Annotated in this window: 20 protein-coding genes; 4 read left to right on the forward strand and 16 right to left on the reverse strand. The window is 61.2% G+C overall.

What is annotated here, in order from left to right; genetic code table 11:
• Positions 1 to 66: 66 nt before the first annotated feature.
• The 7 genes from EN955_RS02420 to EN955_RS02450 form a co-directional block, all read right to left on the reverse strand.
• Entirely contained in the window at positions 67 to 408 is a 342-nt protein-coding gene (locus tag EN955_RS02420) for a hypothetical protein (RefSeq protein ID WP_024502345.1), read from the reverse strand.
• Position 409: 1 nt separating this feature from the next.
• Entirely contained in the window at positions 410 to 1,012 is a 603-nt protein-coding gene (locus EN955_RS02425; RefSeq protein ID WP_013533222.1) for a cytochrome c oxidase subunit 3, read from the reverse strand.
• Positions 1,009 to 2,949: a cytochrome c oxidase subunit I gene (ctaD, locus tag EN955_RS02430; RefSeq protein ID WP_024502346.1), complete on the reverse strand. Its 1,941-nt coding sequence runs from the start codon at positions 2,947 to 2,949 to the stop codon at positions 1,009 to 1,011. Before ctaD ends, EN955_RS02425 begins: the two co-directional genes overlap by 4 nt.
• Positions 2,946 to 3,989: a cytochrome c oxidase subunit II gene (gene coxB, locus EN955_RS02435; protein ID WP_338101678.1), complete on the reverse strand. Its 1,044-nt coding sequence runs from the start codon at positions 3,987 to 3,989 to the stop codon at positions 2,946 to 2,948. Before coxB ends, ctaD begins: the two co-directional genes overlap by 4 nt.
• A gap of 185 nt (positions 3,990 to 4,174) precedes the next feature.
• Positions 4,175 to 5,056, reverse strand: a complete 882-nt coding sequence (locus EN955_RS02440; RefSeq protein WP_024502348.1) for a cytochrome c oxidase assembly protein — start codon at positions 5,054 to 5,056, stop codon at positions 4,175 to 4,177.
• A gap of 94 nt (positions 5,057 to 5,150) precedes the next feature.
• Positions 5,151 to 6,905: a thiamine pyrophosphate-dependent enzyme gene (locus tag EN955_RS02445; protein ID WP_024502349.1), complete on the reverse strand. Its 1,755-nt coding sequence runs from the start codon at positions 6,903 to 6,905 to the stop codon at positions 5,151 to 5,153.
• Between the two features lie 106 nt (positions 6,906 to 7,011).
• Positions 7,012 to 8,022 (reverse strand): ATP-dependent DNA ligase, encoded by a 1,011-nt coding sequence (locus tag EN955_RS02450; protein ID WP_024502350.1) that lies wholly within the window; start codon positions 8,020 to 8,022, stop codon positions 7,012 to 7,014.
• Positions 8,023 to 8,245: 223 nt separating this feature from the next.
• Between EN955_RS02450 and EN955_RS02455 the strand changes: the two genes are divergently transcribed.
• The 3 genes from EN955_RS02455 to EN955_RS02465 all read left to right on the forward strand — a co-directional run bounded on the left by EN955_RS02455 (position 8,246) and on the right by EN955_RS02465 (position 10,967).
• Complete coding sequence (locus EN955_RS02455) at positions 8,246 to 8,836, forward strand: LysE family translocator (RefSeq protein WP_127368134.1); 591 nt, start codon at positions 8,246 to 8,248, stop codon at positions 8,834 to 8,836.
• Between the two features lie 253 nt (positions 8,837 to 9,089).
• Positions 9,090 to 10,385 (forward strand): Nramp family divalent metal transporter, encoded by a 1,296-nt coding sequence (locus EN955_RS02460; RefSeq protein ID WP_024502351.1) that lies wholly within the window; start codon positions 9,090 to 9,092, stop codon positions 10,383 to 10,385.
• An 87-nt stretch (positions 10,386 to 10,472) separates the two neighbouring features.
• Positions 10,473 to 10,967 carry a hypothetical protein gene (locus EN955_RS02465; RefSeq protein WP_013533214.1) on the forward strand — a complete coding sequence of 165 codons (495 nt, stop codon included), beginning with the start codon at positions 10,473 to 10,475 and terminating at the stop codon, positions 10,965 to 10,967.
• Positions 10,968 to 11,041: 74 nt separating this feature from the next.
• Here the strand turns inward: EN955_RS02465 and EN955_RS02470 are convergent, their stop codons facing one another.
• On the reverse strand, positions 11,042 to 13,153 hold the full coding sequence (locus EN955_RS02470) for a catalase (RefSeq protein ID WP_024502352.1): 2,112 nt from the start codon (positions 13,151 to 13,153) through the stop codon (positions 11,042 to 11,044).
• A 291-nt stretch (positions 13,154 to 13,444) separates the two neighbouring features.
• Here EN955_RS02470 and EN955_RS02475 point away from each other — a divergent pair, with 291 nt between their 5' ends.
• On the forward strand, positions 13,445 to 14,008 hold the full coding sequence (locus EN955_RS02475; RefSeq protein WP_013533212.1) for a sigma-70 family RNA polymerase sigma factor: 564 nt from the start codon (positions 13,445 to 13,447) through the stop codon (positions 14,006 to 14,008).
• Here EN955_RS02475 and EN955_RS02480 read toward each other — a convergent pair whose 3' ends face one another.
• The 8 genes from EN955_RS02480 to EN955_RS02515 all read right to left on the reverse strand — a co-directional run bounded on the left by EN955_RS02480 (position 14,009) and on the right by EN955_RS02515 (position 21,140).
• A complete protein-coding gene (locus EN955_RS02480) occupies positions 14,009 to 14,185 on the reverse strand; it encodes a hypothetical protein (RefSeq protein ID WP_081714227.1) in 177 nt (58 codons plus the stop codon). It abuts the gene before it with no gap.
• Positions 14,186 to 14,490: 305 nt separating this feature from the next.
• The gene (locus EN955_RS02485) at positions 14,491 to 15,405 is read right to left on the reverse strand and encodes a class I SAM-dependent methyltransferase (protein WP_032898868.1); all 915 of its coding nucleotides are present in this window, start codon (positions 15,403 to 15,405) and stop codon (positions 14,491 to 14,493) included.
• A 3-nt stretch (positions 15,406 to 15,408) separates the two neighbouring features.
• Entirely contained in the window at positions 15,409 to 16,395 is a 987-nt protein-coding gene (locus tag EN955_RS02490) for a GNAT family N-acetyltransferase (protein ID WP_024502354.1), read from the reverse strand.
• Complete coding sequence (locus tag EN955_RS02495) at positions 16,392 to 17,522, reverse strand: glycosyltransferase family 4 protein (RefSeq protein ID WP_245477012.1); 1,131 nt, start codon at positions 17,520 to 17,522, stop codon at positions 16,392 to 16,394. The genes EN955_RS02490 and EN955_RS02495 overlap by 4 nt, the downstream gene beginning before the upstream one ends.
• Before the next feature lie 25 nt (positions 17,523 to 17,547).
• The gene (locus tag EN955_RS02500) at positions 17,548 to 18,480 is read right to left on the reverse strand and encodes a beta-xylosidase (RefSeq protein ID WP_024502356.1); all 933 of its coding nucleotides are present in this window, start codon (positions 18,478 to 18,480) and stop codon (positions 17,548 to 17,550) included.
• The gene (locus EN955_RS02505; protein WP_013533206.1) at positions 18,473 to 19,234 is read right to left on the reverse strand and encodes a TIGR04290 family methyltransferase; all 762 of its coding nucleotides are present in this window, start codon (positions 19,232 to 19,234) and stop codon (positions 18,473 to 18,475) included. The genes EN955_RS02500 and EN955_RS02505 overlap by 8 nt, the downstream gene beginning before the upstream one ends.
• Before the next feature lie 2 nt (positions 19,235 to 19,236).
• Positions 19,237 to 20,040 (reverse strand): sugar phosphate nucleotidyltransferase, encoded by an 804-nt coding sequence (locus EN955_RS02510; RefSeq protein ID WP_024502357.1) that lies wholly within the window; start codon positions 20,038 to 20,040, stop codon positions 19,237 to 19,239.
• A complete protein-coding gene (locus EN955_RS02515; RefSeq protein WP_024502358.1) occupies positions 20,040 to 21,140 on the reverse strand; it encodes a glycosyltransferase in 1,101 nt (366 codons plus the stop codon). The genes EN955_RS02510 and EN955_RS02515 overlap by 1 nt, the downstream gene beginning before the upstream one ends.
• Positions 21,141 to 21,152: the final 12 nt, after the last annotated feature.

A 21,152-nucleotide genomic window follows, 5' to 3' on the forward strand; every position in this document is an offset into this window, starting at 1 on the left:
ATGGAATGCCCGCGGCAGGCCAAGGCGGGCACCGGCGGACGGCCAATCTCCGGGTCTTTGACTTCGTCACAGTTCGCACCCGCTGAAGATCAGCCCTGCCATCAGTTGCGCCAGCAAGATGAGCGTGAACAGCGCCCCGATGCCCACGGAAGTCCTGGCAAGGAATGCGCGCGTGCGCGCCTTCAGGGGCGGAACCGTACCATGTCCGCGGTCATGAACGGCGTGCCACGACAGCAGCGCGCCTGCCAAGGCGACAGCGGCGCCTGTCAACGAGAACAAGGCAGTGGGACGAAAGCCGGCGTGGCATTGCCAGGATGCAATCGAATAATCGAGCTGCAGCGTTATTGCCCACGCAACTGGTCCGCTGACCAGGCCTGCCCAGGAAACGCCGGTACGGATCGCCTGCATCTCACATCCTCGGAGCCCAATAGATAACAAGATAGAGCACGACCCATGAGACGACGACGAAGTCCCAGTAGAAGGCGTTGTCCGAGACGTCGCTGAAGCGGCGGCCTGCCTTGCCTTTTTGCGTGAACATGAGAACCGCCAGGACGATCGTGTCGCCGACATCGGTAAGGAGATGCGTCGTATGCAGCCCGAGCAGGAACCAGACGATCGATCCGTAAGCGTTCTGATCCCAGGAAATCCGCAGAGCCGGAAATTCCCAGATGCGAACGATCAGCGGAAGAATGCCGACGATCGACATGACGACCATGCCAAGGCGAACTTTCGCCAGGTCCTGGCGACGTGCCCAAACCTCGATCATGTGGTTGGGCACGACGCTCGCAACCAGAATAACCAGTACTGCCGTCCCCGGCAGCAGATCTGGCGCAGGGGCCCCAATGGGCCAATGCCGGGCCAGCACGGCCAGATAGAAGTAAGTGCCTATCGCCAAGGCAAAACCGGTTGCCTCGAGGGCAATGAAGGCAAGGGTTCCCCACCACATCGGGCTCGCTGACCCGAAATCGTATGTGGGCAGGTGACTGACGTCGGCGACGGGGCGGTGCCTCATTCCTCGTCCTCCGGTTCGCCTTTCGGCCAGAACCAGCAGATGAAGCCGATCGAAACCGGGATCGCTCCCCAGACCACCGCCCACGGCGTGTATATCGAACCGAGAAATGCGCCGCCGACTGCGATGGCCGACAGCAACGGCCAGATCGAGTTGTCAGCCGATGGTACCCTTACTTGCGGCATCGCATCGGCGACCGTACCGGCGAGCACCTCGCGGGCGTCGACACGCAGACCTTCGACCACTGGGAGCACATCGGGCTCGGCCCAAAGCGGTTCGCGGTGAGTTACCACGGGCAGCCGCGAAAAATCGTAGGAGGGCGGCGGCGACGTCGTCGCCCATTCGAGCGTGCTCGCGCCCCAGGGATTGTCTCCTGCAATGCGGCCGTTGCGGAGGCTGAGAAAGAGATTCAGGAAGAAAAGCGCGAAGCCCGCGAACACCACCAGCGAAGAGAGGCTGATGAAGAGGTTCATCTCTCCCCAGCCGCTCGCCGGCGGATATGTATAAACGCGGCGCGGCATGCCTTGCAGACCGAGAATATGCATGGGGAAGAAGGTGAGGTTGAACCCGAGGAAGACGAGCCAGAAATTCCAGCGGCCGAGCCTCTCGGACAGCATGCGTCCGGTGATCTTGGGAAACCAGTAATAAACGGCGCCGAGCAGGGGGAAGACGGCGCCCCCGACCAGCACATAATGGAAATGGGCAACCACGAAATAGGTGTCGTGCACCTGCAGGTCGAGCGGCACCGAGGCGACCATGACGCCGGTCAGGCCGCCGATCACAAAGGTGAAGATGAAGCCGAGAACGAAAAGCATGGGCGTGGCGAAGATCGGCCGGCCGCCCCAGATCGTCGCAATCCAGCAGAAGATCTGAACGCCGCTCGGAATGGCGATCATCATCGAGGAAGCGGTGAAGAAGCTCTCGCCGAGTTGCGGCAGGCCGGTAGCGAACATGTGGTGCACCCACAGGCCGAAGGAAAGAAAACCGATCGCGATCAACGACAGCACGATCCCGAGATAGCCGAACACCGGGCGGCGAACGAAGGTCGGCAGGATCGCGGAAACGAAGCCGGTCGCCGGAATGAAGATGATATAGACCTCGGGATGGCCGAAGAACCAGAACAGATGCTGCCACAGCAGTGCATCGCCGCCTGCTGCGGGGTCGAAAAATTTTGTGCCGACCAGGCGGTCGAGGATCAGCATTGTGCTCGAGACCATCACGGCCGGCATGGCGAACAGGATGACGAAAGCCGTAACGAGGACGGACCAGACATAGAGCGGGATGCGGTCGAGCGACATGCCGGGGGCACGTTGTTTGAAAACTGTCGCGATGATCTCGACCGCTACCGCGAGGGCGGACACTTCGGTGTAGGTCACCATCTGCGCCCAGAAATCGGGGCGCTTGCCGATGCCATATTCGGGTCCGGCGAGCGGCACATAGGAAAACCAGCCGGCATCCGCACCGGTTTCGAAGGCGAAGGCGATCCAGATCATCAGCCCGCCGGAAAGATAGACCCAGTAGCTGAATGCATTGAGCCGCGGAAAGGCGACATTGCGAGTGCCGATCATCAGCGGCACCAGGTAAATGGCGAAAGCTTCCATCACCGGCACGGCAAACAGAAACATCATCGTCGTGCCGTGCATGGTGAACAGCTGGTTGTAGAGATCGGGACCGATATGGCCGGCCTCAGGCTGGGCAAGCTGGAAGCGCATGGCGAGCGCTGACAGACCCGCAAGGATGAGAAACAGGAAAGCCGTCACGATATAGCGCCGTCCGATCAGCTTGTGATCGACCGTGACCAGCCAGCCGTAGAAGCCTTTCGGCGTTCGCCAGGCATGCGCCAGAAAGGCGCGCAGTCTCACCTCTTCGAGACCGGTGTCACGGGTGCCTTTCAGTGCCTCCTGAGTGTGCTCGGTAGGCTTTCCCGCAAGGCCACTCATTCGAGGCTTCCGAGATAGGTGACGACCGCGTTGAGATCGTCGGCGCTAAGGGCAATGCGCGGCATCTTGGCGCCGGGCTTTATCAACTGTGGATCGGCGATCCAAGCGGCGAGCGCGCCAGGGGTCATGGCGAGCGTATCCGCGGCCAGTGCGCGTCGGCTGGCGAGATGAGTTAGGTCAGGTCCCACCGTTCCGCTGGCAGGCGTGCCTCTTATCGTGTGGCAGAGCGCACAGCCGGTGGACAGAAATGCCTGTTGGCCGCGGCGCTCTTCGTCGCCGCCAGGCGCGGATGCGACGGCGTTTTGCCTGGATTGCCATGCTTCGAACGCTTCGCGGCTTTCCGCGATGACGGTGATGGCCATATGGGCGTGCTGATAGCCGCAGAATTCGGCACACTGGCCACGATAGATGCCGGGCTTATCGGCGATGAGTGTGAGCTCACTCGGCCGGCCCGGAATGAGATCGCGCTTGCCGGCAAGGTTCGGCACCCAGAAGCTATGAATGACATCGAGCGAATCGAGTTCGACCTTGACCGGTTCGCCAACCGGGACATGGATTTCATTTGCCGTGACGATCGATTGGGACGGATCATCTCCGGGATACCGAACCTCCCACCACCATTGGTGCCCGGTGATGCGCACGGCAAGCGTTTCCGTTCCGCTCAGCGAAGCAATGGATTTGCCGGCGAAAAAACTCGCTATCGTCATCATGATGAGCACCAGAACGGTCAACGCAATGGCGCTGCCGACAGCGCGGGTAAATCGGCGCTCCTGACGAGAATCGATCTCGAGCGGCGAGCGCGTTGTCTCGGACAGGCGACGACGCAAAAGCGCTGCCGCCAGGATCAACATGACAAGCAGCCACGTGGCCACTGCGATTGCGCTGAAAGACCAGATCAGATCAAGGATTCTCCGGGCATTCGCACCGTGTGCATGGAGGGCCGATTGCCTGTCGCCGCATCCTGCCAAGGCCAATATCGGCGCTGCGCTGATCGCCCTCAAACGCCGTTGCGCGGCCGTTCCCTGAACGGTGCCAGGCAAGATTTGCCTAGGACATGTGGGGGCAAGCGACATTCGCGGTCGTGTCAGCCTGCGAGAGCTGGCCAACGGACTCATGCACCTCGCCATGAAGGATCCACCATCGTTGCCAAGGCCATAACGCGGCTGACTGAAAAAGGATGCTTGGCAACACCGCCCGGCTGAAAACCGACGCGAAGCGGTGCGGGTTAGACGATGCGCAACTGCTGGAAAGCCTGTTGCCGCCGACCGCTCGTTTGAATCCAGAGAGCGACCAGGAGCAGTGCGGCCCCGCCATAGATCAGGCCGGCGGGAATCCACATGACCAAGCCTGCAAGTTGCTGGTCCTCGAGCGGGTTGAGCCCCCATAAATCCGAGCCGATCGCATTATCCGGATACCACAGCCTGGGCGAGACGACGAGCAACACCCCGAGCAGCCCGGTGTGGAGGGAGGTGAAGAAAAGATGCATCACGGCATTGCCGCAAGCCTGCTCGCGGCCAAGGCCAGGCAGCAGCACCCACCAGAACAAAAGCCCGCTACCGAGGAAACTCGCGTGCTGGGCATAATGCAGGAAGCCCTGCTGGAGGGCAGCCTCGAACAGCGCCGGGACATGCCAGATCCATATCGCGGCTCCGTGCAGGACGGTCGCGACCACAGGACGGCTGATGAACGCCCAGACCGCCCGAAGCGCATTTGCATGTCCGGCCGCTCCGAATATCTGGCGCAGCTGTACCGGCAGGGCCCACATCATCGCCGCCGTCGGGCGGGAGGCAACCAGCAGAGGCGCTGCGACCGCCATCAGCAATTCGTGCTCGATCATGTGCGCCGCAAACACATGTTCGCCCAATGCATGGATCGGGCTTACAAGGGCGAACGCCAGGACGGACCAGCCGGCAGCAAACAGCAAGGCCTGCCGCGATCGCAAGCGACGTCCACGTCCGCTCCGTCGCCACAGCCGGCCAGCGCCGGCAACATACAGCAAAAGGATTGCCGCCAGTGGCAATGTGATGGGTAGCGCCAGAGTCCAACCAGCCTGCGGAGCGCCGTTGCCATAGCAAATCGAGGTCGAAAAGAGCGCGTCGAAGCTCATGATCCGCATCCGTCATCCGGAAGAGCGCGGGTTCATCTGGAAAGATTCAGAATGAAGCCACTGAGGCGCGCTGTTCCACCTCCCTGCGCCGCCTCTAGGCATCCATCATCGATTTCGCCGGCTCACGGGCGATATTTTCTTCTATGCGTTCGTGTCCCGGCGTCCGCGGCAGGGCCTGGCGGAAGTTCTTGGCGTAGTCTGCCGGCATTTTGGGCGGCATCAGCGGCTCATAGGCATCTACCAGCGCTTCGATCACGACAGGGCCTTGCGTGGCGAAAGCCTGGTCGAGAACCGTCTCGATCTGATCGGGCCGCTCGATGCGAAAACCCTTTGCGCCCATTGCTTCTGCCGCCTTGGCAAAATCGATCGGCTGCAGTTCGCAACCGAATTGCGGGTTGCCCAGAAACATCATCTGCTCCCAGGCGATCTGATTGAGCATGTTGTTCTTGATCACCAGAACCTTCAGCGGGATCTTGTAGCGCACCGCCGTCGAGAATTCGCCGAGCTGCATGGCAAAGCCGCCATCGCCGACGATAGCGGCGACCGGTCGACCGGGAAAAGCTATGCCGGCAGCGATGGCGTAGGCCAGACCGCACGCCATCGACGCCAGCGATCCGGACACCCCGAATGCCTGGCCGCTGCGAAGATCGACATGGCGGGCGGCCAGCTCCGTATTCTGACCGGAATCCGTGGCCAGCACTGTGTCGTCGGCCAATCTTTGTCCGAAAGCCCGGGCAATCGCTTGTGGCTTCAATGGTTGCGCCTGCATGTCTTCCGACTGCCGCATCATCTCGCGCCATTTTCTCATGGTCTCCTGGGAACGGCGCAGGAATTCATCCGAGGGCTTTTGCGTCAGGCGCCGGTTGAGCGCGCGCAATGTCTCTGCCGCGTCGCCGACAAGGCCGGCCTCGACTGGAAAGCGCAAGCCGATCCGTTGCGCATCGCAGTCGATCTGGACGCCACGGGCCTGTCCGGGCTTCGGGTAGTATTCGATGTAGGGAAAGGTCGAACCGATAATCAGCACCGCGTCACAACTCTCCATCGCTTCTTGCGAAGCCAGGGTTCCAAGAATACCGATCCCGCCGGTGGTGTAGGGATGATCGTCCGGCAGCACCGCCTTGCCCAGCAAGGCCTTCGCGACAGGCGCCTGCAGCAGGCGCGCCGTATATTCGAGTTCGGCTGCCGCGCCGATGGCGCCGCGTCCGGCCAGGATCGCAACCCGCGAAGCGTCATTGAGAATGGCGGCGGCTTTGTCGAGCTCAACGTCCAGCGGTACGCTGTGACCGGCGAACATATCCTGCGGCGTGTGCGCCGGGCGATTGCGCTTGGAGCGCTTCGACGGATCACGCTCCTGCTCCTGGATGTCGCTGGCAATCGAAAGATGGGCGACGCCCTTGCGCGCCAGCGCCGTTCGACAGGCAAGGCTGGCGACGTTTTCCATATGCGCGGCGTCGGCAACATGGGCGTTATAAACGGAGACATCGTTGAACACGCGCGTCAGATCGACATCCTGTTGCGTGAACGTCTCGATCAGATCGTGGAACTGCATGCCCGTAATCGCCAGCACTGGAGCCTGGTCGAGCTTGGCGTCATAGAGGCCGGTCAGAAGATGTGTTCCGCCGGGGCCGGACGTCGCAAGGCACACGCCCAGCTTTCCTGTCCACTTGGCATACGCACATGCCATGAAGGCAGCCGACTCTTCATGCCGGACCTGAACGAAGGCAATTTTGTCGCGCCGCGTCCGCAACGCTTCCATGACCCCGTTTATGCCGTCTCCCGGCAAGCCGAACACCACCTCCACGTCCCAGGCGACGAGTGTGTCGATCAGAATTTCTGCTGCATTCGGCATGTCAGGGTAGCTCCGGGTGGATGGTGTCCGAACCGGTGAATCCCGAGTTGGTTCCTTCGTCGCAATAAATCGTGACAGGTTTCTGGGGCGATCTTCCTGGGGCGGTCTATTCGATCTGCTCGAACGTGCATTGCCGTGGCGCCTTGTCGGGGCGCCAGCGCAGCAGTTTGGTGCCATGGCGAAACCGATTGCCGGTGACGTGGTCGAAGCGGACCTCCACCACCAGTTCAGGTTCCAAAGGCTCCCATTGTCCGCTGCGCTCCGTGCTCCAGCGGCTCGGGCCGCCGGGCGCCTTGCCGGTGAATCCGGGCTCTGACCGCAGCCCTTCCAGCCGGCGCGTGAGCGCTCCTCTGTCGGTCCTGGCGATGGTCGACGTGAAGCCGACGTGATCGAGCTTGCCGTCGTCATTGTAGAGGCCGAGGAGCAGTGAGCCGACCTCACGGCTATCCGCGAGATAGCGGAAACCGCCGACAACGCAATCGGCGGTGCGCCTCGGCTTTACCTTCACCATCGCACGTTCGCCGCACAGATAATGCTCGTCGAGCACTTTGGCCACGATGCCGTCGGTCGATGCATGGCCGGCCCCGTTCAGCCATCGAGCCGCCGTCGCTGCATCATAAGTGCACTTCGACAGGCGAAGATCCGGACTGTTCGAGGAGGTCACGAAGTCCTCGATCGCTCGCCGCCTTTCGACAAGTGGTTTGCCCGTGATGACCTCGCCGCCCGGCCTGGCAAGCATGTCGAAGAGGATCAGACTGGCAGGCGTCTGCGAACTCAGTTTGCGGATTCTGCTTTGTGCCGGGTGAAGACGCATCTGCAGCGCCTCGAAGGAAAGCTCACCGTCCACCTCGATGACAATCTCGCCGTCGATGACGAAATGCCCGCGCTTGAGGTCACGCAGGATCTCCGTGATTTCCGGAAAATAGCGGCCGAGCGGCTTGCCGGATTTGGCGCGCAGGTCAACGGTGTCGTCGCTCTTGAAAGCAAGGCAGCGGAATCCGTCCCATTTAGGCTCATACTGCCAGCGGTTCCCATCCCTTGGGATTGCATCGGCAAGCCTGGCCTCCATCGGAGACGTATCCAGCGGGAGCGGGAAGGCGTTTATCGGTTCATGCACGGATCAGGCCTCCAAAACCGGTTCAGGAACGGCTCCGGCTTTTCAACTTCCAGGACAGCACCGCGTTCCATCTGACGGGTTCATGGCAGGTCCTTCGCGATGGACATTTTCATTTGCCGCCGGAACCCGGTGACGGCTGGCCGCTTTGATGTCATCGGCGGCGCGAAAGGAGATGCCCATCGACCTCTCATTGTGGACAGCTTTTGTCGGAACCGTCATTCTGATGCAGGTGCCGCCAGGCCCCGACAGCATGCTGGTGATGGCCCGCGGCATCGGACACGGGCGCGGCGTGGCGTTGTTTACGGTACTCGGCATGACGCTGGGCGCCGGACTGGTGCAGCTTCCGCTGATTGCATTCGGCCTGTCTTCGCTTGTCCACGCCTCGCCGGTGGCGTTCAATCTGCTTCGATGGGCCGGGGCGGCCTATATCATGTGGCTGGGTTTCCGGCTGCTGCTTTCAGCCTCGGCAACCATTCCCACAGGTGACATCAAGGCCCTGCGGCCGCTCGCCGCCGCCCGGGAAGGAATGATCGCCAATCTGAGCAATCCCTGGCCTTTGATGTTCATGGTTGCGTTCCTGCCGCAATTTGTCGACCCGCATAGGGGCTCCGTCACGTTGCAACTGGTGCTGCTTGGCGCAACACAGAAGATAACCGGTGTGCTGGTGCTGGGAGCCTACGCCTTGGCATCGGGCGCGGTCGGCGCATGGGTCATGCGGCACCCTCGCGCAAGGCTTTGGCAGCAGCGGCTCGCCGGCTGTCTCATCATCGGCCTCGGCGTGCGGATGGTGATCGGCGGCAGTACGAGCCGCTGACTTCAAGAAATAGCTTTTGTGCCACGTCGCCTGAAGGACTGGCTTTGACACATGCATTCTCTTCTTCAGGCAAACGGAGCATTCGCTTTGACGTTCGGCTCCGCCGCCGTCGCGGGCCGGGACCGTGTCCAGGAACAAAAAACCTGACCGGAGGTTCGAACCTCGATCTCAATGCAGCTGCAACGCTTCATCGCCGTCCGATTGGAATGTTCGTCATGATTTCTTGCGTGGCCTCGGTAAAGACGCGCCTTCAATGAACAAGCCGCCTGAGAATGCTGGCCAAAGGGAAAGCAGGCGAAAAGGGGGCGACGTCGTTCGGGCGCTTGGGCTTGGCCTGATCACCGGCGCGGCCGATGACGACTGCTCGGCCATCGGTACCTACGCAAGCGCCGGAGCGCGGTTCGGCCCCGACCTGCTGTGGACGGCACCTGTCACGCTGCCGATGATGTATCTCGTCGTCTACCTTTCATCCAAACTTGGCCAGGTTTCGGGTCGCGGGCTTTTCCAGGTCATATCGGACTTCTATCCGCGTTGGCTGCTATGGTCCGTGCTGGTGGGCGTGCTGATCGGCAACACGATCGAGGCAGCCGCCGACCTTGGCGCCATGTCGGCGGCTATTGTGCTGTTCGTTCCGCTGCCTGCTCCGTTGGTCGTCACTGCCGTTGCGGTCGTCATTTTTGCCCTGCAGGTGCTCGGGTCGTACAAATTGATCCGAAATGTGTTCCGGTGGCTGGCTCTGGCTCTGCTTGCCTATGTGGTCTCCGCAGTGCTTGCCAAACCGGATGCCGCTTCCGTCCTGCGTGGCACGCTGTTGCCACAAATCGAGTTCAGCCGAGAGTACCTGTCCATCCTCGTCGCCATCGTCGGGACCACTCTCTCCGCATACCTTTACACGTGGCAGTCCAATCAGGAGGTGGAGGAGGAGATCGCCAAGGGTCGAACGAGCCTCGAAGAGCGCAAAGGCGCCACCGAGGGTGAACTGCGCCGATCCCGCCGCGATATCCTGATCGGCATGACGTTCTCCAATCTGATCATGTATTTTATCATCCTTTCGACCGGGTCGACGCTCTACAAGGCCGGACACACGCAGATCGAGACAGCGGCACAGGCGGCCGAAGCGCTGCGGCCGCTTGCCGGCGACGCTGCCGGCATTCTCTTTGCGGCCGGTGTAATTGGCGTCGGCTTCCTGGCCGTGCCGATCATGACCGCTGGCGCTGCTTTCGATTTCGCCCAGGCGATGGGATGGAAGAATAGCCTGCATGCCAAACCCCGGCAGGCTCCCAAATTCTACATCGCGATCGGGGTCATAACGCTGGTGGCGGTGGGTCTCAATTTCTTCGGCTTCAACCCGATGAAAGCTCTCGTCTGGTCCGGCATCGTGCAAGGATTTTCAACGCCGCCGCTGCTGCTTCTCATCCTCATCATGACCAACAATCGCAAGATCATGGGCGACAAGGTCAACAGCACAAGCACGAACATCCTGGGCGGCGTGACGACCTTGGCGATTTTTGCGGCGTCGGCGGGATTGGTGGCAAGCTGGTTCTTGTAGCTCGCATGGCATGACAGATGTTCAGGCACGGTGGAACATCGGCGGTCAAATCCCGTTGAGACGCTTGTGGGAGAAAGGAGGTTGTCCATGTCAAAGTTGCAGGCCGCAACTCCGGACCGTTTAAGGCAACTCAGGCTTGAAGCTTCAGCACATTTCGCTCCGTTGATGCTGAACGAAGCCCTGTTGCGCCTTTCCCATGCCTGCGGAGGCGACAGCCTCGACCGCTTCGAGAAAGCCATGGTTGATCAAATCGAGGCTGCCAAGGACGATCGGGCCGATTTCGAAACGATCAAGGAACTCGCGATCGAGCAGCTTTACGCCCTGGTCCGGAACGCCAACGATTCGCCGAAAAAGAAACAGTCGCTGGAGAAGATCGACACGCGCAGAACGCCCGGCCGGTCCGAAGAACCACGCACGCTCGAGGACCAACTGCAGGCGGGGTTGGAGGATTCCTTTCCGGCGAGCGATCCGCCTTCGGTGGTGTCCACGACCATTTCAGGCGGAGCAAAGAAGCTGGTCGGGACCGACGAGGTCCTGGAGAAGCAGCGGCGACAAGCGTCCAGCAAGGAAGATCGCTCGTAGACCGCGGTGCCGGCTGGGTTGGCGGCAAACCAAAGAGTGCGGACGCGCCAACGGAAACAGCTGACGCCATCGCATCAAAGTTTGACAGCCGCCTCCCGCGCCCAGAGCCGCAGTTTGCGGCATGACTGCACAAACGCAGCTACCGAAGCTGCCGAATCCAGCCGCCTCAGCCCCTCATCGGCATCGGGAGCGACGCCTGCTTTGATCAGGAGCGGCTCGGCCCCGGAGGTGAAGCCGATGAACTTGCAATGCGCAAACGCATCAGACACGAAATCCTTCGCAGCGGCCTCCTTGACCAGTAGCCCGGCGCCCGCCTCGGAGAGGAGCAGCACCACCGCGTCGAACAAAACGGATGGACCGCCGTCGATCATGTGCCTTGCTTCGATGTGGGTGCCGTCGGCGGCTTCGACGCCGCCCACCTTGGGCGCAACCACCTCCATCACCGCGCCTTCCGCTTCGATGGCGGAACGAAGTTCCTCGAACAGCGCGACATCGGCTCCATCGCTGAGCATGACACCGACTTTGCGGCCTTCGAAACTGTCGGGCCCGTTTTGGATGATGCTGAGCGCCGGCGACGGCGGCAAGTCATCGCGCGGTGGAACGGCGGCTTCGGCAGGTTCGGGCATGTCACGGATGCCGAGCTTGTCGGCGACCGTGGTCGCCAGCGTTTCATCGATGTTCAACAAATGCGAAACCATGCGTTCGCGGATCGCCGGTGCCTGGACCTTGCTCAGTTCAAACGTCAGCGCCATCGCGATGTGACGCTGCTCCGGTGGTGTCTGGCTGTTGAAGAATTGCCGGGCCTGGCTGTAGTGATCGGCGAAGCTCTCCGCGCGCAGACGTACTTTCTGCCCTTGTTCGGCATCGGAGAAAGAACGGAAGCCACGCTGCGGATCCTCGCGCGGTCCCAGTCCCCATGAGTTAGGTTCATAGTTGGCGCGACCGGCCGGATTGCGCATGGCCATGTGCCCGTCCTGTTGAAAATGGGCGAACGGGCACTTCGGTGCATTGATCGGCAGATGGGTAAAGTTCGGGCTGCCCAGTCGTTTCAATTGGGTATCGAGATAGGAGAAGTTGCGGCCCTGCAGAAGCGGATCGTTGGAGAAATCGATTCCGGGCGGCACATTCTGCGTCATGAATGCAACCTGCTCGGTCTCGGCGAAGAAATTATCCGGCATCCGGTCGAGCACCAGCCGACCGACCGGAATTGGTTCGAGAACCTCTTCGGGAATGATCTTCGTTGCGTCCAGGATATCGAAGTCAAAACTGTCGGCAAACGCCTGATCGAACAGTTGCACCGTCAACTCCCATTCCGGGAAATTGCCGGCCTGTATGGCCTCCCACAGATCGCGGCGATGGAAGTCGGGATCGGCGCCGTTGATCTTGACCGCCTCGTTCCAGACCACCGATTGCATGCCGAGCTTGGGTTTCCAGATGAACTTGACGAAGGTGGATTCGTCCTTGGCGTTGACGAGGCGGAACGTGTGCACACCGAAGCCTTGCATGAAGCGGAAGGAACGCGGGATGGCGCGATCCGACATGATCCACATGACCATGTGCATCGATTCCGGCATCAGGCTGATGAAGTCCCAGAAATTGTCGTGCGCCGTCTGTGCCTGCGGAAAAGCACGGTCGGGCTCCTGTTTGGCGGCGTGGATCAGATCGGGAAACTTGATGGCGTCCTGGATGAAGAAGACCGGAATGTTGTTGCCGACCAAATCCCAATTGCCTTCCTTGGTGTAGAGCTTGACCGCAAAGCCGCGCACGTCGCGGGCGAGATCGAACGAGCCCTTGTTGCCGGCAACCGTCGAGAAACGAACGAATGCCGGCGTCTTTTCACCAGCTCGCTGGAAAATGTCGGCACGTGTGTATTTGGCCAGTGAGTCGTAGGTCTCGAAATAACCATGCGCGCCATAGCCGCGGGCATGGACGACCCGTTCCGGGATGCGTTCGTGGTCGAAGTGGAAAATCTTCTCGCGAAAGTGAAAGTCTTCGATCAGCGATGGTCCGCGTTCACCGATCCGCAATGTGTTTTGGTCGTCGGAGACAGGCGTTCCGAGCGCCGTGGTAAGGACAGGCGTGTCGTCTCCCGCGATCTGGTGCAACTCGCCGCCATTTCCGCGCGCGCTATTCTGATCCAGTCCACTTGCCGATTGGCGAGCGGAGGGGCGAGCGGATTTGGCCATGACAGGTCCTCGATCGATACTGGAAGGTTGAAGTGGCAAGCCATCAAACTGCCGGTGAACGGCTTTGTTCCCGTAAAAAAGCGGACGCTGTTAGATACCACTGTCGAAGGAGGCGTCGCTGCTGCGGCGATGGTATGCGCCGATCGCATGACAGACATCTCCGCCCGCGAAGAATTATGAAGAGTTGTCTCCAGCAAGAGGAACGAACCAAACTTCCATGCATTTAGCTGAGGCTGCGTTCACACACTCTTTCTGCTGGGAGCTGGACCATTGTCATCCGGAGGCTGCCTTTTGGCCGACCAGGAAACCAATGAAGTTTCCATCGTTGACCTGATACCCGCCCTGCGGGCATTCGCGCGCACCTTCTGCCGCGTCCCCGACGATGCTGACGATCTCGTGCAGGAGACACTGACCAAGGGTCTCGCCAACATCGACAAGTTCGAACCCGGTACGCGAATGAAGTCGTGGCTCTTCACCATCATGCGCAACACCTATTATACCCGGGTCAAGATCGCTGCCCGGGAGGCGCCAGGCCTGCTCGACTGCGCCTCTTCGAGACCAATTTCGGAAGCCACCCAGGAATGGACTGTTCAGAGCAGGGAAGTTCACGGCGCCATTCAAAGACTGCCTGAACACCAACGCGAGGTGCTGATGCTGATCGGCGTTTTGGGAGTGAGCTACGAGGAAACCGCCGATATATGCGGTTGCGCGGTCGGGACGGTCAAAAGCCGCCTGAACCGTGCGCGCGCCAACATCCTTGAACTCCTAGGGGAGAGTTCGCTGGAGACATTGATGGAGAGGAGAAACCAGCTGTCGGACGGTCAGCTCGACGTCGAGGTCGACAGCCGCAGATAGTCAGTTGTTCACGTCGCGCCGACGCTTCTCGACGAGCGCGTTCTGCAATTCGATCGCCAGCTTGGTGAGGCGGTCCGGAATCTTTTCCTGCTCTATGGCTGCCAGCAGGGAGGCAATCTCCCGATCCACCGCCATCTCGACATGCGGATCCGCGGTATCGTCGCTCGAACGAGACATCACATTCTCTTGATAGCGGTCCCTTGATCGTAGTGTGGTGATAAGCGCCCGGCATTACAAGCCTGTGTCCACCGCCGAGAAGCTGACCGGCGGACCCTTGCACAGGTTTATTTCCTTGCTCCTTCGTCGCCCCGCGGACCACAGGCCCGCGCGCTGGCGTTCAGTCCTTCGGCAATCGATTAGCGGCGTAATCCTTCGGACTTGATCCGATTGCCGTCCAGCCCGCGCTCCTCCTTCGAATCGAGGACACTCGTTGGTGCCCTTTGCTCGACGTCCGAACTGGCATCGTGCTGTAATGTTCCGTCTCACCGAGCGAGCAAAAAAGCGTTGCCATCCCATGATCGAAACGGCTTCTCACCGTCGATGAGGACCCGCAATTGATGAGCTTGCGCCAGACGGCCGATATCGTCGCGGTCTGAGAAAAGCGATCCGCGATAGGAATAGTTCAGCAAGGCGAGCCAGCCCGGCCGTTTCAGAACGCGGGCAATTTCTTCGAAATGCCGCTCTGCCATGCCGGCCAGAACCAGATAGGGAAAGCTGTCGACCGCCAGCACGCAATCGAAACTGGCATCGTCGAAATCGGCCAGATCGAGACCGGAGGTTTGTCGTAACTCGACATTGCCGAGTGCGGCGCATTGCTCTGAGGCGATGGAGATCATTCGCGACGATATATCGATACCGACCATCCGCTTGAAGGATTTGCACAGCGCACGCTCGAAACGGCCGATGCCGCAACCGATGTCGAGAATGCTCCGTTCCCTTCCGGTGAATTCTCGCGCTTCCAGCCATGCGACGATTTCGTTGGTCGTGGCTGTGAGCCTTTCCTCATCGCCGAAGGATGCCAGTTGGACACTCGCGGCTCCCGAAATCGCTGCCGCGGCATCGAAGCTGGAGGCCAGCCGCATGACGACAGCGGCATTCGTTTCGTCCTCATTGCGCTCATGGCGAACGGCGCCGCCCGTCGCTCGCAACATGGCAAAGACGTCTGGTTTGCAGCGCAGCAGTCCGGCGACCTTCCGCAATCTTGCCGCGTCGCCGGTATCCGCCGGACGGACTTTCAGCACGACCTCCGCCAATTCCGCTGCCCCAATTGTGGGCGGCAGGTGGAGCGCCAGCCTGACGAGAACACCTTCGGCGCAAATACCGTCGGCCATGCAGTCTTCAACCGCCAGCCTGACCGATGTCCGGCGCTGGGCGCCTTTCGGTGCGGTTACACTCATGGGTCAACTCCGCGTCCAGACCCTGCGCATCGTCCACCTGTCGGCGGCGCCCCAGCCATATTTGTAGGCCTCCTGGCCGCGCAGGAAATCGAACTCGCGCGCATCTTCGCGGATCGACTCCACGATTGCATGGCCAATCAGGATCGCGCCCGGGCTCTCCTCGGCATAAGCAGGGTCGAACCCACCCAGATAAGCGTAGGCACGGCCGCGGTGGTAAAATCCGTAATAGGCACCGATGGTCCTGTCATCGATCGCGAGCAGCCAGCATCGCACCAGACCATGAGCATCGAGCAAGGGAAGCGAGAGCCGATGGAATTGCTCGACGGCGGGGTTGGCCAACACCCCCCCTCCGTGTTCGGCCCATCGCACATTGTGCAGGCGGATCAATTGATCGAGGAAGGTTTGCGGACTGCCGCTTGCCGATGACAGCGCAATCCGGCCGCATCTTGATGCGGCCTGGCGCGCCCGACGCAACTGGCGTCTGCGTCTTGCGGGGACGCAGCCTGCCAGCGTTTCGTCGCCGGCGATGGCGAGCACGGGGCAGGCGGCATGGGCGGTCGGCCGATCCATCTCGGGATGCTTCATCGCAAGGGCGACGCTGTCCTGCGGCAAGTCCGACAAGATCCACTGCGCCCACCCGATCGAGAAGATCGACTCGGCGATAACGCCGACAACCTCGGCTTCGATCCCAGGGACAGCCAGGATGTCCAGATAATCGCTGAGCGAAATGCCGACCGGAAGCAGCTTCGAACCAGCCGTCCCATGCTCCAGGTAACACGGCGCCAGCCCGACCAGATCCCCGCCGCGCCAGACCGCGACTGTCGCCAGTTCACCGGGTGCGAATGCGTGCCACCATGGCACCAGCCAGGCGGGAGATTGAAACGGCGTCGCCGAGGGACTCTGCTGCCACAGTTTCCACCAGTGCGGCGTCAAGGCGTCGAACTGCGCGGGGTCACCGATGATTTCGCAGCGCAGCACCGCTTTGCTCACGGCGTCGCAGCCAAGCGCCGGCGACCAGTGCCAAGCTGTGCCAGCGCCTGATAGGCATCCATGTAAGACGAGATCATCCGTTCCAGCGAAAATCGCCGTCGCGCCTCCGCCCTGCATGTCTCGGCATCCAAGCTGGGCGCCGCAAGAATGGCTTGGGCCATCTCGTCGACCGTGTCGACGAGAAAGCCCGTTCTGCCGTGCTCTATGACGTCGGGAAGCGCACCATTTGGAAAGGCGACTACCGGGGTCCCGCAGGCGAGGGCCTCCATGGCCACAAGCGAGCTGGTCTCGGCTGCGAGGCTCGGAATGACCAGACAGCGCGCTGCGTTGAGAAAGCGTCGCTTGGCGGTGAAGCCGAGCGGACCAAGGAAGCGGCGGCGGCCATCGAGGCGAGATTGGACCTCGTCGCGAAAGTACCGCGTATGCGTTTCGTAGGGATAGACCTTACCGCCGACGACGAGCGGAACGCCTGCCAGTTTGGCTGCATCGAGCGCCAGGTGAATGCCCTTCTCCGGGCAAATCCGGCTCAGAACCAGGGCAAAGTCGCGCTTCGGTTGCGGCAGGTTCAGTGCTTGGATGTCGACGCCGTTCGGAATCGGCGCCGTCAGCCTGGCGCCTGACGGCGCGGTTTTCTGCTGGCTGGGCGAGACCGCATGAAGCCAGAGGTCGCCACGCGTCGGGCGCAATGCCGCGGCCGGATACCAATCCAACGGCAGGTGGAGGGTCACCAAGGTCGGACCATCGTCAGGCAGATAAGCGTCGAAATCGATGCCGTGCAGATGAACCACATCGATGGGCCATCGGGCGCGGGCAGTGGCGATCGCTTTGCGATGGGCCTCTTGCGCGCGGCGCTTCGCCGCCTCGTCGAGCATGCCGTTTTCGGCCGGTATTTCCACAAGCGTGCCGCTCGTGCTGGAGCCACGGCAAGCAATGACGATAGATCGATGGCCGGCGTGAACCAATGCCCGATCGAGCATCGACAGAACCTGTTCGGCACCGCCGACAGCGTCGGGTCCGACGGGCGCGAGAGGGTAGGCGACATTGAGGACGGCGAGTGTCGCGGCCGGTTGCGTCCCGGTGCCCTGCGCCGCATCCCCACCTGTCAGTGGTGTCGCGAAGTCCGGCATCTGATGCATGGGCAGCATGACGATTTCACGCGGCCGAGGCCCGCCGCGTGGGGAGCGAGGCGGATGTCATGCCAGGCGCATAGCGGCGGATCATGGTTGAGCAGAAATCCGCGAACTCCTCCGGCACCAGTGGCGGGCTGGTGTGGTGGGGCATCATTCCGCGATGCTGAGGTGTGAAGCAGAAGGTGACCGTCACGTCGAAATCGGCGAGTGCTTCCATCTGCCGGTCAAACCAGTCCAGCGCATTCGGCCGAAAACTGTCCGCCCAGGAAAGCCCGGTACGCATATTGGTGACACCCAGCCGCTTCATCCAGGCGACAGCGTCGTCCAGCCGCGGATCTTCGAAATGAAACCACTGCACCAGTCCCATTGCGGGTGTATAGCGCAGGAATTCCTCCAGCGCGGGCTTTGGCGTGCCGTCCTGGCGCAGCAGCCCCATATGGAAATGACGGTAATAAGAGGAGCCTTCGGCTTCGCGGTGACGCGTCGTTGCTTCCCATTCACGCGGAAGATCGTAGAGGCTGTACCACTGGACGCGTGGTGCATTGCCGAGCAGCAATTCAGCTGTTCGCTTGAGCCCCCAGACCTGGATTTCCTCGGCGCCGAAGGTCGATACGCCGACTTCGCTGACCCAGATGGGAAGGTCGGTGACGGTCGCGATCTCGCCGATCTTCTGCGGCCATTCCTGGATTTGCCACAGGTTCCAGTCGAGCGGAAAGCCGTGCACGGCGACGGCGTCGACATGATCCAGCACGCCGAATTCCTTCATGCGAGTGATGAATCCCGGGTCTATCGGCGAGATGCCACCGAGCACTTTGGTCAAAGCCGGGTTTTCAGATGCGATTGCGTCCGCCGCCAGGATTGCCATCCTGGCGAAGCGGCTCCAGTCGGGGTCGAGCTCGGGATCCCAATGCGATTTGTTGTTGGGCTCGTTCCAGATCATCGCGGCTTCAATCATGGCGCTGTCCTTTCGAGGGGTAGACGGGACCGCCACTGGCCGGGTCGCCTGCGGCCCGGCAGAAATAGACCTCCTGCTCAGGGTGCAGAACGATCTCGAAACCGGCGCTGCGCAGCATCGCTTCGGTGCAGGCTCGATTGGGTATCCACCAGTTGGTCGGGTCGTCGGCATAGCGGTGCTCGATGAAATGGAGCTTGGGAAATTCCGGCCGGTCGAACAGGTCATGCGTCCAGAAATGATAGTTCTCTTCCATCTCGGGAAGATCGGTGCTGCCGCGCTGCATGGACTGGAAGATCATCAGATCACCGGCGACATGCTCACGGATAAGGTCGAGCGCAAGCAACGGGTGGCGCAAGTGATAAAGCACCCCCATGAACAGCACGATATCGAATGTTTCGCGCAGGGCGCCGACGTCGTAGACCGACAGTTTCTGGAATTCGATCTCGCAATTGGCGATCTCGGCGGCAAAGCGGGCCTGCGCCAGATAAGCCTCATCGAAATCAATGCCGAGGACACGGGCAGCACCTCGCCGTTTCATCTCGATGGAATAGAAGCCGGCATTGCAGCCGATATCCAACACCGTCTTGCCTGTCAGATCCGCGGGAATGGCCTCGGCGAATTTGCGCCATTTGATCAGCGGGTAATTGCCGAGAAAATGGTTGGGAGCGGTTTCGACACCGGCCAGTTCCATGTTGTGGAACCATGGGCCGAGAGCATCGATACGGCGGCGGATTTCGGCATGGGAATGCAGCATGGTCAGGCTCCTTCGCCGGGAACGACAGGCACATGCGGGTGTGCTCCACCCACAAGCATGGCGGTTTGGCGTTGTTCGGATGCGACGCCCTCTTCGAGCAGCCGAAGAGCCGTGCGATAGCCGTTGAAGGTGCCGACATCGACGTAGGAGACTCCGGCCCTGACACCGTAGGCTTCACCGCCGGCAGCCAGATAGGCATTGATCAGGGTGCCGATATATTCGTCACGCCGGTCCCGTTCACGCCAGAGTGCAGCGAGTTGGTGCAAGATCCGGCCCGGCATCTTGAACGCCCCCCAGATCCAGTTCGTGGCAGCGTCTTGCCGCTTGACCTGAATTTCCTTCACCCGATCTCCCTCGTCGAGAACCACGGCATCGAAAAATTCCGGGCGGTCCACCGGGAAGAGCAGAAACGATAGGGAACTATCCGGCAGGCAGGAGAAGCCGTCCTCGGGGAACCAGATCGTATCGGGCAAACCAATCAAAACCGTCTCGTCGGGCGCGACGAGAGGCGCTGCCCGAAAAATCGCATCGCAAAGTCCAACAGGGTTGGGCTGCACCACGAACAGAGCGGCAGCGTCACCATAGCCGGCGGCGTAATATTCGAGAATGTCGGATTTGCCCGATCCGATGATGAAACAGATCTTGTCGACGCCGGCGCGCACCATCCGCCGCACCAGGTACTCGCTCACCGCGCAGGGACGCTCCGTCTGTCCATCGATCCGACTGCCTACCGGCAGCAGCTCTTTCGAGAAGCCGAGCGGTTGAATGCGGCTGCCGCGCCCGGCAGCGGGCACGATGCCCAACATCAGACTGCTTCCATCATCGGTTCGCGGGGAGATCTTTGAAAGGCGTCGTTTAGAATGTGGTCCAGCTCCGCCGCGCGCCGGGCAGAAGTGTGTTCGTCCAGAACCCGTTCGCGCGCACGGGTTCTGATGGCATCGAGTTCATCTGCCGGCAAGGCGAGCGCCGCGACCACGTCATCGGTGTCGTGGGCCAGCAGGATCTCGCTGCCGGGTTCGAAGAAGCTGCTCAGGCCAGGCCAGGTGTCGGTTATGATCGGCACCCCGCATGCCGCCGCTTCGAACAACCGGCCCGAAGGACACCAGCCTTTTTGCACCATCGCCTCGCGGGTGACATTCAGCGTCAGTCGGGAGGATGAGAAAAACGCCGGATGATCGGCCGGTGGCAGATGCCTGACGAAGAAGATGTTGTCGCCCCACGGGAATTCCTGCGGATACTGTGCGCCGCCGATGATGAAGCGCTGATCCGGTAGACGCGCGGCGGTGCGGACCAGCAGCTTTTCGACGCCGGCCTGGCGATCCGCCGCGTAGGTCCCGAGATAGGACAGATCACCGGCGAATTCGGCCCGCTTCTCTGCCGGCCGGTGTTGGTCGGGATCGACGTGCCCATAGAGCGGCACCACATGGCGCGCACCCAGAACCGTCTTCAGCGCGTCGACCGCCGAGCCGCCGGTGTAACTCAGGACGAGGTCGAAATCGGCAAGACCCTCAGGGCCGAAATAGGGTGGACGCTCACCTTGTTCGATGCGGGCAAGCGTGACCGGAGTGTCCAGATCGTAGAACACACGCAGTCCGCGGCCTGCCTGCTGCGCCAGCCGCGAGGCGTCCACGGCGTCGGGACAATAAGAGGTGACGATAACGACATCCGATTGTTTGACTGTTTGCTCCGCGACCCGGCGGATGTCCTCCCAGTCCGGGTAGAGCACGACGTTGCCGCCGTTCAGGCGATCAAGATCGCGCGCTCCGGCATAGTAGGGCGTGTCGCGTTCGAAGAAGGTAACTGACCAGCCGCGCCGGGCGAGGGCTCGGATCAGTCCCCTCCATAAGGTGGCATGGCCGTTGCCCCATGAAGACGTGACGGTAAGACCGAAAATGACCATCTGCATCCGGCAAATCCT

It is taken from the genome of Mesorhizobium sp. M7A.F.Ca.CA.001.04.2.1 (genome assembly GCF_003998485.1).
GTDB classification, from domain to species: domain Bacteria; phylum Pseudomonadota; class Alphaproteobacteria; order Rhizobiales; family Rhizobiaceae; genus Mesorhizobium; species Mesorhizobium ciceri.

Coding starts and splice junctions, on each gene's coding strand:
- EN955_RS02420 (WP_024502345.1), bottom strand. CDS start 408: ATGCAGGCGATCCGTACCGGCGTTTCCTGGGCAGGCCTGGTCAGCGGA.
- EN955_RS02425 (WP_013533222.1), bottom strand. CDS start 1,012: ATGAGGCACCGCCCCGTCGCCGACGTCAGTCACCTGCCCACATACGAT.
- ctaD (WP_024502346.1), bottom strand. CDS start 2,949: ATGAGTGGCCTTGCGGGAAAGCCTACCGAGCACACTCAGGAGGCACTG.
- EN955_RS02440 (WP_024502348.1), bottom strand. CDS start 5,056: ATGAGCTTCGACGCGCTCTTTTCGACCTCGATTTGCTATGGCAACGGC.
- EN955_RS02445 (WP_024502349.1), bottom strand. CDS start 6,905: ATGCCGAATGCAGCAGAAATTCTGATCGACACACTCGTCGCCTGGGAC.
- EN955_RS02455 (WP_127368134.1), top strand. CDS start 8,246: ATGCAGGTGCCGCCAGGCCCCGACAGCATGCTGGTGATGGCCCGCGGC.
- EN955_RS02460 (WP_024502351.1), top strand. CDS start 9,090: ATGAACAAGCCGCCTGAGAATGCTGGCCAAAGGGAAAGCAGGCGAAAA.
- EN955_RS02465 (WP_013533214.1), top strand. CDS start 10,473: ATGTCAAAGTTGCAGGCCGCAACTCCGGACCGTTTAAGGCAACTCAGG.
- EN955_RS02470 (WP_024502352.1), bottom strand. CDS start 13,153: ATGGCCAAATCCGCTCGCCCCTCCGCTCGCCAATCGGCAAGTGGACTG.
- EN955_RS02480 (WP_081714227.1), bottom strand. CDS start 14,185: ATGTCTCGTTCGAGCGACGATACCGCGGATCCGCATGTCGAGATGGCG.
- EN955_RS02485 (WP_032898868.1), bottom strand. CDS start 15,405: ATGAGTGTAACCGCACCGAAAGGCGCCCAGCGCCGGACATCGGTCAGG.
- EN955_RS02495 (WP_245477012.1), bottom strand. CDS start 17,522: ATGCCGGACTTCGCGACACCACTGACAGGTGGGGATGCGGCGCAGGGC.
- EN955_RS02500 (WP_024502356.1), bottom strand. CDS start 18,480: ATGATTGAAGCCGCGATGATCTGGAACGAGCCCAACAACAAATCGCAT.
- EN955_RS02505 (WP_013533206.1), bottom strand. CDS start 19,234: ATGCTGCATTCCCATGCCGAAATCCGCCGCCGTATCGATGCTCTCGGC.
- EN955_RS02510 (WP_024502357.1), bottom strand. CDS start 20,040: ATGTTGGGCATCGTGCCCGCTGCCGGGCGCGGCAGCCGCATTCAACCG.
- EN955_RS02515 (WP_024502358.1), bottom strand. CDS start 21,140: ATGCAGATGGTCATTTTCGGTCTTACCGTCACGTCTTCATGGGGCAAC.